The organism is Corynebacterium riegelii (genome assembly GCF_001263755.1).
Lineage (GTDB): Bacteria > Actinomycetota > Actinomycetes > Mycobacteriales > Mycobacteriaceae > Corynebacterium > Corynebacterium riegelii.
On sequence record NZ_CP012342.1, the window covers coordinates 337,871 to 352,886 of the forward strand.

13 protein-coding genes are annotated in these 15,016 nt (G+C 61.7%); 8 read left to right on the forward strand and 5 right to left on the reverse strand.

Going from position 1 to position 15,016, the window contains the following annotated elements:
* Positions 1–42: 42 nt before the first annotated feature.
* The 3 genes from AK829_RS01615 to AK829_RS01625 all read left to right on the forward strand — a co-directional run bounded on the left by AK829_RS01615 (position 43) and on the right by AK829_RS01625 (position 5,744).
* Positions 43–1,017, forward strand: a complete 975-nt coding sequence (locus AK829_RS01615; protein WP_052203656.1) for a DivIVA domain-containing protein — start codon at positions 43–45, stop codon at positions 1,015–1,017.
* A gap of 231 nt (positions 1,018–1,248) precedes the next feature.
* Positions 1,249–4,431 (forward strand): isoleucine--tRNA ligase, encoded by a 3,183-nt coding sequence (gene ileS / locus AK829_RS01620; RefSeq protein WP_052203657.1) that lies wholly within the window; start codon positions 1,249–1,251, stop codon positions 4,429–4,431.
* A 56-nt stretch (positions 4,432–4,487) separates the two neighbouring features.
* Positions 4,488–5,744, forward strand: coding sequence for an HNH endonuclease signature motif containing protein (locus AK829_RS01625; RefSeq protein ID WP_052203659.1), 1,257 nt, complete (start codon positions 4,488–4,490; stop codon positions 5,742–5,744).
* A 40-nt stretch (positions 5,745–5,784) separates the two neighbouring features.
* Here the strand turns inward: AK829_RS01625 and AK829_RS01630 are convergent, their stop codons facing one another.
* Positions 5,785–6,255: a carboxymuconolactone decarboxylase family protein gene (locus AK829_RS01630; protein WP_052203661.1), complete on the reverse strand. Its 471-nt coding sequence runs from the start codon at positions 6,253–6,255 to the stop codon at positions 5,785–5,787.
* Positions 6,256–6,320: 65 nt separating this feature from the next.
* Between AK829_RS01630 and AK829_RS01635 the strand changes: the two genes are divergently transcribed.
* Positions 6,321–7,703 carry a DNA polymerase IV gene (locus AK829_RS01635; RefSeq protein WP_052203663.1) on the forward strand — a complete coding sequence of 461 codons (1,383 nt, stop codon included), beginning with the start codon at positions 6,321–6,323 and terminating at the stop codon, positions 7,701–7,703.
* Here the strand turns inward: AK829_RS01635 and AK829_RS01640 are convergent.
* A complete protein-coding gene (locus AK829_RS01640; protein ID WP_052203665.1) occupies positions 7,700–8,593 on the reverse strand; it encodes an asparaginase domain-containing protein in 894 nt (297 codons plus the stop codon). The genes AK829_RS01635 and AK829_RS01640 overlap by 4 nt on opposite strands.
* Positions 8,594–8,636: 43 nt before the next feature.
* Here AK829_RS01640 and AK829_RS01645 point away from each other — a divergent pair, with 43 nt between their 5' ends.
* Entirely contained in the window at positions 8,637–9,194 is a 558-nt protein-coding gene (locus AK829_RS01645; RefSeq protein WP_052206320.1) for a hypothetical protein, read from the forward strand.
* Here AK829_RS01645 and AK829_RS01650 read toward each other — a convergent pair.
* From AK829_RS01650 to AK829_RS01660, 3 genes are all read right to left on the reverse strand, one after another.
* Positions 9,191–10,303, reverse strand: coding sequence for a chymotrypsin family serine protease (locus tag AK829_RS01650; RefSeq protein WP_052203667.1), 1,113 nt, complete (start codon positions 10,301–10,303; stop codon positions 9,191–9,193). The two genes, AK829_RS01645 and AK829_RS01650, sit on opposite strands and share 4 nt — an antisense overlap.
* A gap of 62 nt (positions 10,304–10,365) precedes the next feature.
* Entirely contained in the window at positions 10,366–12,063 is a 1,698-nt protein-coding gene (locus AK829_RS01655) for an ABC-F family ATP-binding cassette domain-containing protein (protein WP_052203668.1), read from the reverse strand.
* Between the two features lie 9 nt (positions 12,064–12,072).
* The gene (locus AK829_RS01660; RefSeq protein ID WP_052203670.1) at positions 12,073–13,023 is read right to left on the reverse strand and encodes a DUF6263 family protein; all 951 of its coding nucleotides are present in this window, start codon (positions 13,021–13,023) and stop codon (positions 12,073–12,075) included.
* Positions 13,024–13,077: 54 nt separating this feature from the next.
* Between AK829_RS01660 and lspA the strand changes: the two genes are divergently transcribed.
* The 3 genes from lspA to AK829_RS01675 are packed head-to-tail and all read left to right on the forward strand — an operon-like array spanning position 13,078 to position 14,985.
* A complete protein-coding gene (gene lspA, locus AK829_RS01665; RefSeq protein ID WP_052203672.1) occupies positions 13,078–13,572 on the forward strand; it encodes a signal peptidase II in 495 nt (164 codons plus the stop codon).
* Positions 13,569–14,498, forward strand: coding sequence for an RluA family pseudouridine synthase (locus AK829_RS01670; protein ID WP_052203674.1), 930 nt, complete (start codon positions 13,569–13,571; stop codon positions 14,496–14,498). Before lspA ends, AK829_RS01670 begins: the two co-directional genes overlap by 4 nt.
* Positions 14,470–14,985: a hypothetical protein gene (locus tag AK829_RS01675; RefSeq protein WP_052203676.1), complete on the forward strand. Its 516-nt coding sequence runs from the start codon at positions 14,470–14,472 to the stop codon at positions 14,983–14,985. Before AK829_RS01670 ends, AK829_RS01675 begins: the two co-directional genes overlap by 29 nt.
* The last annotated feature ends 31 nt before the right edge of the window (positions 14,986–15,016 follow it).

Sequence of the window (15,016 nt, forward strand, 5' to 3'; positions counted from 1 at the left end):
ACTATCCGTGTTTAACTCTTTCCAACATCGAAGGGACCGCTCATGCCGCTGACACCAGCAGACGTGCACAACGTAGCCTTTAGCAAGCCACCGATTGGCAAGCGGGGCTACAACGAGGACGAGGTTGATCAGTTCCTTGACCTCGTCGAGGACACACTCGCCCAGCTGCAGGATGAAAACGATGACCTGCGTGCACGCGTTGAGGAGCTTTCCAGTGGCCAGAGTGCCCCGGCAGCTCCTGTTGCGAAGGGCGGTGACGTTGATGAGGCGGCGGTGCGTCGTCAAGTAGAGGCGAAGCTGCGTGATGAGTATGAGGAGCGCCTGAACAAGGCAACCGAGGCTCAGGAGAAGGCGCAGGCTGAGCTGGCCGCTGCTCGCGAGGAAGCGAAGAAGGCGCGCGAGGACGCTGAGAAGGCTGCGAAGAACGCATCCGCTCCGGCGGCTGCGGCGGCATCGGCCCGCCCGGCAGAGCAGAAGGCGCCGGCTGGTGTGGCAACCGCTGACACCCACGTGCAGGCAGCCAAGGTGCTTGGCCTGGCGCAGGAGATGGCAGAGCGTCTGACCTCGGACGCACAGAACGAGGCACAGACCATGCTCCAGGAGGCAAAGACCGCTGCACAGCGCCAGCTGGCAGACGCAGATGCTTCCTCCAAGAAGCAGGTGCAGGAAGCGCAGGCAAAGGCTGAGCGTACGACCCGTGACGCTGAGCAGCAGGCAACGCAGCTTGTCGCTGAGGCTGAGAAGAAGGCCAAGGAGACCACCGCTGACGCAACCTCGCGTGCAGAGGCACAGGTTCGCCAGGCTGAGGAGAAGGCGAAGCAGCTGCAGGCTGACGCTGAGCGTAAGCACACCGAGATTATGAACACGGTGAAGCAGCAGCAGTCCGCTCTGGAGGCTCGCATTGCTGAGCTGCGCACCTTCGAGCGTGAGTACCGCACTCGCCTGAAGACGCTGCTGACGTCCCAGCTGGAAGAGCTGGAGTCTCGCGGCAGCTTCGCGCCGAACGGCGACAAGTAACTCAACGTGGGCTAGTATGTAGCCCACATACGCATTGATCCGGCAATCACCGGGGAGCGTTCCGGAAGAACGGCCCGTTTAGGCTCAGTAGAACCGGACGTACATGGAAGGCGTCACTTCCTCCACAACGAAGCGGGGTCCCAGGAAACTGGGGCTCAAGCAGGGTGGTACCGCGTGGCCTTTGTGGCTGCGTCCCTGCGGTGAATGAAACGTAGTGGAGGAGAACAACTCATGACAGTTGGCGGCGTTTACCCCAAGGCCGACATGACGGCTGGCAGCACCAAGTTCCCTGATATGGAACGCGAGGTGCTGGATTATTGGAAGAAGGATGACACCTTCCAGGCCTCGCTGAAGAACCGCGAAGGCTGCGAAGAATACGTGTTCAATGACGGCCCGCCGTTTGCTAACGGCCTGCCGCACTATGGCCACCTGCTTACTGGCTATGTCAAGGACATCGTGCCGCGTTACCGCACGCAGGCTGGCTTCCACGTCCCGCGCGTGTTCGGCTGGGACTGCCATGGCCTGCCCGCGGAGCTTGAAGCGGAGAAGCAGCTTGGCATCACTGATAAGGCTCAGATCGAGGACATGGGCCTTGAGGCTTTCAATGAGTACTGCGCGAAGTCTGTGATGCACTACGCGGGTGAGTGGGAGGACTACGTCACCCGCCAGGCGCGTTGGGTGGACTTTGAGAACGGCTACAAAACGATGGACCCGGAGTACATGGAGTCCGTCATGTGGGCGTTTAAAGAGCTCTATGACAAGGGCTTGATCTACCAGGGCTTCCGCGTTTTGCCGTACTCCTGGGCGGAGCACACCCCGCTGTCTAACCAGGAGACTCGTCTGGATGACTCCTACCGTGAGCGTCAGGACCCGACGGTGACGGTGACTATGCCGTTTACCGGTGCGCGCGCTGGCTTTGCCGCGGAGAAGACCTGGGCGGAGCACCCGGAGCTGCATGACGCAGCTGCGATCGCCTGGACCACGACGCCGTGGACCCTGCCGTCCAACCTGGCGCTTGCCGTACACCCGGAGGTGGAGTACAGCCTGGTTGAGGTTGGCCAGGATGGGGTTGAGGGCTTTGCTGGCAGCAAGCTGTTGTTGGCCTCTGGCCTGACCGGTGCGTACGCGAAGGAGCTGGGCGAGTTCACCACCGTTGCCACCTTCACCGGCGCACAGCTGGAAGGCTTGGAGTACGAGCCGGTCTTTGACTACTTCCGTGACCAGGAAAACGCCTTCATGGTGCTTAACGCTGACTACGTCACCACTGAGGACGGCACCGGCGTTGTCCACCAGGCTCCTGCCTTTGGTGAGGACGATATGTTCACCTGTGAGGACTACGGCATCGGTCTGGTCATCCCGGTGGATGCGGACGGCAAGTTCACCTCGCTGGTTCCGGACTACCAGGGCCAGCTGGTCTTTGACGCGAACCGTGACATCATCCGTGACCTGCGCGCCAAGGGCCGTGTTGTGCGTGATCAGACGATCATGCACTCCTACCCGCACTCCTGGCGCTCGGGTGAGCCGCTGATCTACATGGCGCTGCCGGCATGGTTTGTGAAGGTGACGGACATCCGTGATCGCATGGTGGAGCTCAACCAGCAGATTGACTGGATCCCGTCGCACATGCGTGATGGCCAGTTTGGCAAGTGGCTGGAGGGCGCGCGTGATTGGAACATCTCGCGTACTCGCTACTGGGGTTCGCCGGTGCCGGTATGGGTTTCGGATAATCCGGAGTACCCGCGTGTAGACGTCTACGGGTCCCTGGACGAGTTGGAGCGTGACTTTGGTACGCGTCCGAAGTCGCTGCACCGGCCGCACATTGATGAGCTGGTGCGTCCGAACCCGGATGACCCGACTGGTAAGTCCATGATGCGCCGCGTGCCGGACGTCCTGGACTGCTGGTTCGAGTCGGGCTCTATGCCGTTTGCGCAGTACCACTACCCGTTCGAGAACGTTGAAGAACACGATGTTCGCCAGCCGGCAGACTTCATTGTGGAGTACTCGGGTCAGTCCCGTGGCTGGTTCTATGTGCAGCACGTGCTTTCCACGGCACTGTTTGATCGCCCGGCGTTTAAGAAGGTTGTCGCCCACGGCATTGTGCTGGGCAATGACGGGCTGAAGATGTCCAAGTCGAAGGGCAACTACCCGGACGTCAACGAGGTGTTTGACCGTGATGGTTCTGACGCAATGCGTTGGTTCCTCATGTCGAGCCCGATTCTGCGTGGCGGAAACCTGATCGTCACCGAGCAGGGCATTCGCGAGGGTGTGCGCCAAGCCATCCTGCCCATCTGGAATGCCTACACGTTCTTGCAGCTGTACTCCTCGGAAGACGCCAAGTGGTCGGTGGATTCCACGGATGTGCTGGATCGCTACATCTTGGCTAAGACGCATGACATGGTTGCGGCCGTTGGCGCCGCGTTGGAAGACACCCGGATTGCGGACGCGTGTGATGAGCTGCGTCGCTTCGCGGACACGTTGACCAACTGGTACGTGCGTCGTTCTCGTGATCGTTTCTGGGCTGGCCAGGAGGAGCATCCGGAGGCGTTTAACACGCTGTACACGGTGCTGGAGGCTACGTGCCGTGCGGCTGCACCGCTGTTGCCGTACATCACTGAGGTGATCTGGCGTGGTCTGACCGGTGAGCGTTCGGTGCACCTGACGGATTACCCGAAGGCTGAGCAATTCCCGGCGGATGCTGACCTGGTGGCTTCGATGGATGCAACGCGTGCGGTGTGCTCCGCGGCGTCGTCGGTACGCAAGGCCCGTAAGCTGCGCAACCGTCTGCCGCTGCCGAAGCTGACTGTAGCGATGACGAATGCGCAGGTGCTTGAGCCGTTTGCGGGTGTCATCCGCGATGAGGTCAATGTCAAGGAGCTTCTGCTTAGCGACGATGTGGATGCCGCCGGCACCTTCGAAGTCGTGGTCAACGCCAAGGTCGCTGGCCCGACGTTGGGCAAGGACGTGCAGCGCGCGATCAAGAACGTCAAGGCGGGCAACTACGTGCGCGAGGGCGACAACGTGGTGGTTGACGGTGACATTGTGCTGACCCCGGAGCTCTACACGGAGCGCCTGGTTGCTGAGGATCCGGATTCCACCACCCGCGTTGAGTCCACCGACGGCACTGTTGGCCTGGTCGTGCTTGACACCGAGGTCACTGAGGAGCTTGAGGCTGAGGGCTGGGCTGCGGACGTGATCCGTGGCCTGCAGGACGCGCGTAAGCACGCTGGCCTGGCGGTCTCTGACCGCATTGCGGTTGTGCTGTCTGTGCCTGCGGAACGTGAAGAGTGGGCGCAGCGCCACGCTGAGCACATCGCCGCCGAGACCCTGGCCACCAGCTTTGAGGTGACTACCGAGGCGCTTGAGTCGGGTGTTGAGGTGGTTGATGGGGTGCGTGCGAGCGTCGTGAAGCAATAGCTCACACGTTCGAGCGCTGAGGCTGGTGTGTGGGGTGTGTGTTATAGGGTTGTTGCATGACGATGACCTTAGAAAACACCCTCGCTACCAGCCTAAATACCGGTGAAGATGCGGCGTATGAGCACGCGTTACGTATCTATCTGGTTAGCCACCATTCCAACACCTCGCGCGCGCGGCTGATTTATGAAATCGCGCAGTTCGACTCATTTGGCCGCGCTCAAGAGCTCGGCGCGGCCAGCACCGGCGCGTGGCTTGTGCGCAACCTTGGCATGAAAACGTCAACGGCGTATGAGTACGTTGCGGTTGGCCGGAAACTCTTGCTTTTCGACGCTTTAATGCTCTCCTTCCTCAACGGCGAAGTGGACTACACCGTAGTCAGATTGTTGCTGCGGTACATGACGTTAGAAAATGAGCTTGAGCTGCTCGAATTGGCGCGAGGCATGTGCTATTCCGAGCTGGAAAAAGCACTTGCTGGCGGCGAGCAGGACCAGGAGAAGCCCGAGGCGCCGTTTTTCAAAACGTGGGTGCGCGAAGATGGGATGGTGGTGGGGGAGTTCCTGCTGCCTCCGGTAGAAGGCCAGGAGCTGATGGCGGCGCTGAAGATCGCGCAGCTTGCCGCTGCTGGCGACGGTGGTGAGGACGCCGCGGAAGCGTGCCCCGCTGAGCAGGTGGAGGACGCAAAACCGGAACGCCGCATGACTGCGGACAGCATTCTCGGTGTGCCCTCGCGCTACGGCCCGCCGGTGAAAGCGGATTTGTACGCCGCGCTGGTGACCATGGTGCAGATGGTGCGAAGCAACCCGCAGGCCCCGGTGCGCGCACCGGGCGCCCAGGTCACGATCATGTTGACTGAGGACGGCAAGGCGTGGATGCCCACAAACCCGCAGGCGCCGTCGAGCACGCTGCGTCATTACGTGAAGGACGCGGTGACACGGGTGCATATGTTGGATTCGAAGGGGTTGACCATGCATTTCGGCAAGAAGCGCAGGCTAGCAAGCGACGGCCAAGTGGAAGCTTTGCTTGACGTGTGGGGCCACCAGTGCGCCATGCCGGGGTGTACCCACTCGCGGTTTATTGAAATCCACCACATCACGGATTGGTCCGATGGTGGCACGACTGACATTGGCAATCTGATCCCGCTGTGTTCGAGCTGCCACTCGCTAGTCAGCCACGGTGTTGCCGAAGTAGTGACGCACGGTCCGAATGTGGAGTTCCGTTTTAGGGACGGCTCCAAGTTCATCTCGAGGAGCCGTGGTTTGCCGGTGCGTGCGGGAGGTGTCGAGGAGGTGCGAACCGATACGAGTTTCGCCTGATATTCCGCGGCGCGGAAAATTGCGGGCGGTACGGTAAGGGCTATGCCTCGCCTAGATCGAAGGCATCTACGCCGGAGAGACTTCCTGGATCGAGGCGGGTGGTGATGCCGATTCGGTTCCAAGCGTTGATGGTGACAATTGCCATGAGCAAGTTGCGTGCATCTTTTTCACCGTGCAGAGTCTCAACGCGGTTCCAAAGCTGGTCCGGCACGGATTCTTCGCCGTTGATGCGGGTTACTGCGTCGGTGAGTTCAAGTGCCGCAATTTCAGTGTCACTAAATGCTTCACGGTGTTCTGTCCAATCTTCAACATGGGCAATGCGCTCTTTAGACCATCCATCCTTGCGAGCGTCGCGACGATGCATAGCCAGGCAGTAGACGCACTGGTTTAACGCTGAAGCACGCAGTTGCACGAGATGTGAGTAATCCTTATTTACTCGTGCTCGGACGAATGCTTCGAGACCAAGCATGGGTGCATAGGCAACTTTCGGAAGTGGTTTGCGATTGGTCATGGGAGACAACCCTACCTGTGTGAGTTTCCGCGGCGCGGAAAATTGCGGGCGGTACGGTAGGGGCTATGCCTCGCTGGGTGCTGCACATAGATATGGACGCGTTTTATGCCTCCGTCGAGCAGCTGACCCGACCCACACTGAAGGGCAGGCCCGTGTTGGTGGCGGGCGTAAGTGGTCGCGGCGTGGTCGCGGGCGCGAGCTATGAGGCGCGCAAGTATGGTGCTCGTTCCGCCATGCCCACGCATCGGGCGGCGCGGCTGGTGGGCAATCAAGCGGTGCTCGTCGCCCCGCGCAGGGCGGTGTACCAGGCGGCATCACGGCGCGTGTTTGAGATCATTGGCAGGCATGCGGAGGTGGTGGAGCAACTGTCTATTGATGAGGCGTTTATGGAGCCACAGCAGCTTATCGACGCCACACCGAACGACGTCCTCACCTGGGCCAACAATCTCCGAGCTGAGATTAAACGCGAAACGGGCCTTCCAAGTTCTATCGGCGCTGGCTCTGGCAAGCAGTACGCGAAAATCGGCTCCGGGCTGGCGAAGCCGGACGGGGTGTTTCTCATCCCGCACGCCGAGCAGCTGGAGATTTTGCACCCGCTGCCTGTAGACGAGTTGTGGGGTGTGGGGCCGGTGACGGCCGCGAAGCTGTCAGCGGCGGGGATTGAAACGATCGGTGACTTGGCCGCGTTGAGCGAAAAGGAAGTGGAGATCGCCCTTGGCGGGGTGGTGGGGCAACAGCTGTGGCAGTTGGCGCGAGGGGTAGATGATCGCCCGGTGGCGCCGCGCGCGGAGTCGAAGCAGATTTCCTCGGAACACACCTACCCGCAGGATCTGACTACTGTGCCCGAGGTCGATGCAGCGTTGCGACGCGCCGCCGCAGAGTCCCATCGCCGGTTACTGAAGGACGGCCGCGGCGCCCGCACAGTCACCGTGAAGCTGAAGATGGCGGACTTTCGGATTGAGTCACGCTCTGCGACGCTGCCGTACGCCACCGATGACGCTGACACGCTGTTGGCCACCGCGTTCAAGATCGTGCGCTACCCGGACGAGGTGGGCCCCATCAGGCTGGTGGGCGTGTCTTACTCCGGTTTGGAGGACACGCTGCAGGACGTGCTGTTTCCGGAGCTTGACCAGGTGATCGTGCAGCCGTCGCGGACGTCCAGTGATTATGAAAGCGGCGTGAGCGACCATGTTGGCACACCACACGTGGAGGTGGTGAGCGAAACTGCGCCGAAGGCGGGGCAGTGGCAGGCCACCCAAGACGTACGCCACGCCGAGTACGGCCACGGCTGGGTGCAGGGCACAGGTAAGGGCTGGGTGACGGTTCGCTTTGAAACCCGTGCGTCCGGCCCGGGCAGGATGCGCAGTTTGCGTGTGGACGACCCGTTGCTCACCCCAGCCGACCCCCTGGACTCCCTGGACTGGGGTGACTGGCTAGCGCAGCACTAGAGGACGAGGCGTGGGTCCGTGCCGCTGGCCAGGGCGGTAGCCAAGGAGATCCGTGCCTGGCCGGCGCTTAAGGGGCCAGCGGGAAGGGCGCCGACGGTCCCCAGCGTGGCACCACCGCCGGCGCCGCCGTATGCAAACTCCACGCCACCGTGGGGGACAGAGGTTGCAATGACTACGGGGATGCCGCGCTCGCAGGCGCGGGCGATCGCTGCGCCCATTGGGTCGGATACGTTGCCGGAGCCGAGAGCTTCGATCACGATGCCGTCGACGCCGCTGTTAGCCACGTGGTCCACAAGAGAGGCGTCCGCGCCGGGCCACGCGCGCAGGATCGGCACCTTCAGATCAGCGAGGGGAGCGCGGGGAACAGGCGCAGGGCGCGCAGCAGGCGTATCCGTGGTCAAAGCGAAGGCGCGAAGTGACTGGGTGGAGCACTTGTACAGCCCGCGGGCTGGCAGCGTGTCGCCGCCAAAGTGCACAAATACGCCGGGGCCAGGGGGATTGGCGGCAATATCGATGGCGCCGCGGAGGTTGGCGGGGCCGTCGGCATTCGGGTGGTCGTCAGGCAGCTGGGCGCCGGTGAGTACCACGGTACGGCCGGCAGGCAAGACGAGGTCGATGGCGAGTGCGGTCTCGGCGAGAGAATCGGTGCCGTGGGTGAGCACGATGGGGGAGGTGGACGTGGCGTCGGCAAGCAAAAGCTCTAAAAGCAGGTCCAAGTCAGCAAACGTGATGGCTGAGGAGTCAAGGCTGATTGCATCGTAGGGCTCGGCGCTGCGGCCGGAGCGGGCGATCAGGTCGGCGGCGGTGAGGGTGGGCACGCGCGCGCCGTCGGCGTTGGTGGTGCATGCGATGGTGCCGCCGGTGGCAATGACGAGAACGGAGTTGCTCATGTGAATGATGGTGCCAGATGGGAAGTGGGTTACGCTAGAAACTATGCATGCACCGAAGATTGCCGCCACCATCGCGGCTGTAACACTGAGCTTTTCGCTTGCCGCCTGCTCGGGCGACGCGGAGACGGACACGACCCCGACCACCACTGCGGAACAGGAAACCTCGCAGGAAGCCGCACCCGCGGCACCGGCGGCGGAACTGCCGAGTGCTGAGGAACTCAACGGCGTACTCCAGCGCGCAGCTGACCCGAACCTGCCGATTGAAGAGCGCATGCTCACCGTCCAGGGCGGCGAAACCGTGCCGGAACTGTTCGACGTGATGTCGCAGTCCCAGCTCGAATCCGGTGCTCAGTTCCAGGTAGTGGACCCGGTGCTGGCGGACTTTGAGCCGAATCAGGTGCTCGCACCGGTCAACCTCACCGCGCCGGACACGGAGCCGACGCTGATTAATGACGTGATGTTTGTCCACGAAGACGGCCATTGGAAGCTGTCCCAGCAGTGGGCCTGCAACCTGATCTCCTCGACGCTATCACCAGACCAGGTGCCTGAAATGTGCGCCGCTGGCGCACCTGTAGCACCGGCGCCGGTCGACCCGAGCTAACCGTGGAGGGTTAAACCCCAGTACTCCATGGCGCTGGCGATTTCCATACCGCCAGCGAGCGTCTTGTTAAAGTCGCTCACATTTGAGGTCACGCCAAGTGCGTAAGCGCCGTCGTCGTCCAATGCGAAAATGGCACCGCCGGAATCACCACGGTCCACGATGTTGCGGAAGTAGAACTGACCGTCGCTTCCGATATCTTCAAAAACGCCGCATGCGTATCCGGTGGTGGAACCAATACGGCAGATCAACATGCCCTGCTGCTGCGCGTACTGGGGAGTGATGTAGCCCTTCAGCTGCTGCCCAGGAGGCAGCGACGAGTCGACGTATTGCTTCGCCTCATCATAAATCTCAATCAGCCCGATATCGGCGCCAAGAATGCTGCCATCACTTTCATAGTCAACGAAGGACTCCACCATCTCGCCGATCACAAGCGTGTTGCCCTGACGGTCTTCGACGAGGAATTGATCACCCACATCACCGCAGTGACCAGCGGTAACGATGAACGCGCGGTCACCCAGCGACGCAATGAAGCCCGTGGAGCAGAAACTCGAAGTGCCAACCTTGTAAATGCGAGCACCCGGCGTGATTTTGCCCGGGGCTTTGAGAAACTCCCAGTCCACAGAGTTGTGGTATCTAATGCCGCCGTCGTTATCGCGCGCGCTGCGGCCCGAGTCGTAGTTCTGCGGGTCAATCTGCTTCGGTGCGACAGGCGCCGCAGTCTGTGTGGGTGCGGCCTGGGTGGTCACCTGCGTAGTTTCGCGTGGGTCTGGAAGCTCAATCTGGTCTACATCGGTAGTGTAGCCGTCAGTCGAGCACTCAAAGCTAAACGTGCCTGAATATGCCGGGCTGCTAATAGAAGCACTCACCGGACCGTCATAGCTTGAAGTGTTCACTACAGACATCGGCAGCGACAACGGGTCTGCAGAGAGGTAATCAAACTCGTAGCCTGTGGTGTCCAAGAAGTAGGCCAGCTCGTCCTCGCAAGCCAACGCAATCTCGTTGCGCTTCAGAGCGCCAGTGGTCTGCTCATCGGTGGGCTCCACCCACTGCGTACTGGTCTCGTACACAATGTCTGTGTCACCAGAGTTGCTGCAGCCAGTAAGAGCCAATGTTGAAACTGTCAGAATACTGACGAGGGCCTTGCAGGAATTCACAGCAAACAGTATGCCATTTAGTCGCGGTCCTCACGCCACAGCTCCTGCGTCCACATCGTGGCCAACGCCAGCACGCGTGCGCGGGAGTCGCCCTGCTCGCTCCGGCGGCGCCACTGGCGGCGCACCCAACGGTCATGGCTGGTGATCACGACGGTGCCAGCGAAGTCCACCAAGGCAGCTTCGAGCTCCTCGGCTAGGGCGAGGGAGAGGTGGTTCGTTGGCTCGTCGAGAAGCAACAAGTCCGGCGGGGAGGCCAAGATGATGCCAAGGGAGACGCGGCGGCGCTGGCCAAGCGACAAATCCTCAAGCTTCTTCGCAGTCTGCTCCTCATTCATCAGCCCCATCTCCACCAGGTCAGGGGAGCCGGCGGGGGTGTGTGCGGCAAACATTTCCGCGGCAGTGATCTCCAGATTCTCCCAGTCATCGTCCTGCGCCAGGCGCGCGACGGTGAGCTCCTCGGGGATGATGAGCTCACCCTCATAGTCCTGCAGAGTGCCATCCAAAATCTTCAACAGCGTGGACTTGCCGGAGCCATTCGGGCCCTCCACAAGCAGCTGCTGGCCCGGCTGCACCTTGATGGAAAGCGGCGAGAGGCGCTCAGGCACACGCAGGTTGATGGCGTGAATAGCCGGCACACCAATAGACGTTGCGGCATGCGGCGGAAGCCCACGGAACTTCAGTGCGGTCGGCGGGGCCGGAATGGCCTCGCGCTCCAGTGCCTCCAAACGCTGCTCCGCCGCACGACGCCGCCCGGTCACCGTCTTCGCAGCGCGGTCCGCGTAGAACTTCGCTGCCTTGCGGGTCTCCGTCTTGTTTTCGTGTGAGTGAAAAACATCCTCGGCGGTCTGGTTGCTGGCTTTCTCTAAACGCTCGCGCTCATGTTCCTGGGCGGCGTAGTCAGTTTCCCAGCGCGCGCGGCGAGCCTCACGCGCTTTCAGATAATCACTAAACGCACCCGTAAAGCGCGCGCCTTGGCGGGTTTCCTCGCCATAACCGCCCTCCGGGCCCAGACCAGGATCCAGATCCACAATGCCGTCACAGGCCGTGTCCAGGAAGTAGCGGTCATGCGACGCGGCGAGCACCGGGCCCTTAAACGCCTCCAGCTCGCCGATGAGGAAGTCCACCGCCTCATCATCCAGGTGGTTCGTCGGCTCATCGAGCACCATGGCGTCCACCGGGCGCAGCAGCAGCGTCGCCAGCGCGAAGCGACGGCGCTGGCCACCGCTCATCTCGCCCAGCGGGGTGGAAAGCGGAACGTTCGCCAACCCTAAACCAGCGAGCACCGTGGCAATACGCGCATCCAGCTCCCACAGGCCCGAGTTCTCCGCGCGCGCCAACGCGCGGTCAAACTCCTCGGCCACCTCGGTGTTCTCCGGCTCGGTGGCCATACGCTCGCTCAAGGTGGTGATCTCGGATTCGATGGCGCGGAGTTCGGCCACGGCAGCGTCGATAAGCATCTGTGCTGGCTCGGAAAACGGCAGCGACGTCTCCTGGGCAATGAACCCGGTCACCTCAGGGGTGATCAGCACCCCCGCATCCGGAGTCAGCTCGCCGGAGATCACCCCAAGCAGGGTGGATTTGCCCGCGCCGTTTTCACCAATCAATCCCGTGACGGAGCCGGACGGCACGGCAAAGGAAATGTCCGTGAGCACCCGGTGGCCACCAGGGTAAGAAAACGAAATGCCATCAAGGCCAATGTGTAAAGGGGCAACCATGGAGAAATCCTACTTTCCGTACGTCACAGCGTTAGTAACGTCTTGGACAATGCGGAACTGCGTGTCCTCACCGGCGTACACCAAACGCGTGGTGGCGGCGATCCGGCCGCCTGTGGGCAGTGGCTTGGTCAGGTCCACCGTCAGCTCGCCGGTAGAGGTTGTGGAAGTGGACTCCACGCTGAGCATTGCGCCGTCCAAATCACCGGCAACCTCATTGTCAATGCGCAGTTCCTTCTGGGTGGGGGACTCTTCAATATCCACATCCAGGTGGACGTCGCTGCCGTTGATCTCACGAACGGTGTAGGTGGTGGTGCGCACCATCGCGGCGTCACCCGTCACGCGCGTGGTCACCGTCCACTGGCCGCCAACACCAACGGGCTCTTTAGGGAAGACCACGGTGGAATTCATCACGCTCAGCAGCGCGCGCTCCACAACCTCGCGGCCAGCCTCCGGCGAATCCACCGGCGGCAGCATCTTCACCGACTGCACCGCACCGGATTCCGCTGCGCGCCAACGCATGGTGAAGCCGTCATTGCCCGCCACTTGCAGCCCAAGGTCCAGATCAGTGTGGCCGCCGCCGCGGGTGATCAGTTCCACCTCGCGCGCGGCGTCTTCCTCACCATCCTGCGGCGCGCGGGCCGGCCCCGACGTCACCGTCAGAGTGAGATCCGTTTCCATCACGTCGCCGCCTGCAGGCGCGGTGGCGTCAAAGTTTGCATCATCCTTCGGGGCCGCAGCTTGCGCCACACCGCCGGAGACCACCACGTTGGCCTCCCACGGCTCCTCGGCGTCCTGGTAGGCCAACACCTGCGGGTTGTCACCCGGGATGACTAGGTCCACCTGTGGGGCATCAACAGGGAAGGCCGGAACGCCCTCCAACAGGTCATTCGTACCTCCACAGGCGGTGAGAGCAAGAACAAGGACAGCGGCGGCACAAGCGCGAAGACGGTTTTTCAGCACATTCTGAACCTACCCCACACCGCCCACAGATCTTGCGGCTACAGTGATTCGGTGATGAAAGGACGTAACTTCCTCGGGCTAGTCGCGGTGATCATGGTCGTGGCCGCCGCCATAGATCAAGTGGTTAAACAGGTGATGCTGTCTTGGCTGGAGCCGGGACAAGCCGTCAACGTAATTGGGGATTGGTTCCGGTTCTACCTGCTGTTTAATCCAGGTGCCGCGTTCTCCATGGGGGAGAACATGACGTGGCTGTTTACCGCCATTCAGCTTGTCTTCGTGGTTGGCGCCCTACTGTACGCGCCGAAGCTGACCAACAAGTGGGAAGCCATTGGCATCGGCCTGATCGCCGGTGGCGCGCTAGGGAACCTCTGCGACCGCCTGTTTCGTGAGCCCGGCTTCTGGTTTGGGCACGTGGTGGACTACATCTCTGTGGGCAGTTTCGCCGTGTTCAACATTGCAGATGCCTGCATTACCGTCGGCGTGGTGGTGTTTGTTGTGGCCATGTTTGTCACGGAGTTCCGTGCATCGAGCAAGGAGCGTACGAAATGAGCGGAGATTTTCGTTCGCTGCCCGTGCCTGAAGGCTTAAGCGGCATGCGTGTAGACGCCGCGCTGAGCAAACTCTTCGGCGTCTCTCGCACCGTGGCTGCGGAAATGGTGGAAGCGGGCAACGTGCTTATTGACTCGCGCCCGGTTGCCAAATCCCACCGCGTTGATGCCGGTGTGATGCTGGAGGCGACCCTGCCAGAACCGAAAACCACCCCCATGCCGAAGGCAGAGCCCGTCGATGGGCTGACCATCTTGTACCAGGATGATGACGTAATTGCGGTGGACAAGCCGGTTGGTGTGGCCGCGCACCCCACGTTGGGCTGGGAGGGGCCCACTGTTGTCGGTGGTCTGCAGGCGATGGGCTTTACGCTTCCAGACGCTGGCCCGCCGGAGCGCAAAGGCATCGTCCAGCGCCTGGATGTGGGTACTTCGGGCGTGATGGTGGTGGCCAACAGCATTTCCGGATATTCGGTGCTCAAGCGTGCGTTTAAAGAGCGTACGGTGGACAAGACCTACCACGCGCTGGTGCAGGGGTTGCCGGATCCGATTGTGGGCACGATCGATGCGCCGATTGGCCGCCACCCGTCGTCTGGCTGGAAGTTCGCAGTGGTGGACGACGGTCGCCCGAGCGTGACCCACTACGAAGTTATCGAGGCTTTCCGCCACGCAAGCCTTTTGGAAGTCCACCTGGAAACTGGCCGCACGCACCAGATTCGCGTCCACATGTCCGCCGTTGGGCACCCGTGCGCGGGCGATCCGATGTACGGCTGCGACCCGAATCTGGCTAAAACTCTGGGGCTGAAGCGCCAGTGGTTGCACGCCACAAAGCTTGGTTTCACCCACCCGCGCACTGGCGATTACATGGTGGTTGAGTCCCCGTACCCGGATGATCTGCAGCATGCGCTGGATACCATTCGCGATTTGTAGCGCGCTTGTCGCCGCCGGCATCTACGCCGTTGGCCTTGCCACCCCCGCCACACCACCCACCATCCAAGGCGACACGCTTGGCATCGAGCCGGGGGAAGGGTGGTCGGAGTATGAGGTGCGCGCGGGGGCGTCGATAAGCGAAGGCTCCGAACCTTCCTTTGGTCTAGTCACGTTTGCCCGCCCGCTGAGTCCGAGCGAGGCGGCGGCGGCAGTGGCCAGTCTGCAGCGCGTCAATGGGCTTTTGCTTATCGACGCCCCGTTGACCCCCACCCCCGAACCCCCACCGGGCCAAACCCGAGCCGATGTGTTTGCGCGAATCACGGACCAACGCATCGTGGCAGTAGTGGCGTATGACACACCAGATACCTTCAAAAACGTGGCGCATGGGACTGATGTGGCTGTTGTGGAAATGCTGCCGCCCGATGCTGTGTGGGGCAGCTTCGCCGTCCTTCCTTGGCATGGGGATCACCCCGCCACCGGTGTATAGTCTCCCAGAGTTGAATGCAGCCTGTTTGTGA

Bases quoted from the DNA above. Each gene is read 5' to 3' on its own strand.
- AK829_RS01615 (WP_052203656.1), top strand. From the start codon at position 43: ATGCCGCTGACACCAGCAGACGTGCACAACGTAGCCTTTAGCAAGCCA.
- ileS (WP_052203657.1), top strand. From the start codon at position 1,249: ATGACAGTTGGCGGCGTTTACCCCAAGGCCGACATGACGGCTGGCAGC.
- AK829_RS01625 (WP_052203659.1), top strand. From the start codon at position 4,488: ATGACGATGACCTTAGAAAACACCCTCGCTACCAGCCTAAATACCGGT.
- AK829_RS01630 (WP_052203661.1), bottom strand. From the start codon at position 6,255: ATGACCAATCGCAAACCACTTCCGAAAGTTGCCTATGCACCCATGCTT.
- AK829_RS01635 (WP_052203663.1), top strand. From the start codon at position 6,321: ATGCCTCGCTGGGTGCTGCACATAGATATGGACGCGTTTTATGCCTCC.
- AK829_RS01640 (WP_052203665.1), bottom strand. From the start codon at position 8,593: ATGAGCAACTCCGTTCTCGTCATTGCCACCGGCGGCACCATCGCATGC.
- AK829_RS01645 (WP_052206320.1), top strand. From the start codon at position 8,637: ATGCATGCACCGAAGATTGCCGCCACCATCGCGGCTGTAACACTGAGC.
- AK829_RS01655 (WP_052203668.1), bottom strand. From the start codon at position 12,063: ATGGTTGCCCCTTTACACATTGGCCTTGATGGCATTTCGTTTTCTTAC.
- lspA (WP_052203672.1), top strand. From the start codon at position 13,078: ATGAAAGGACGTAACTTCCTCGGGCTAGTCGCGGTGATCATGGTCGTG.
- AK829_RS01670 (WP_052203674.1), top strand. From the start codon at position 13,569: ATGAGCGGAGATTTTCGTTCGCTGCCCGTGCCTGAAGGCTTAAGCGGC.
- AK829_RS01675 (WP_052203676.1), top strand. From the start codon at position 14,470: ATGCGCTGGATACCATTCGCGATTTGTAGCGCGCTTGTCGCCGCCGGC.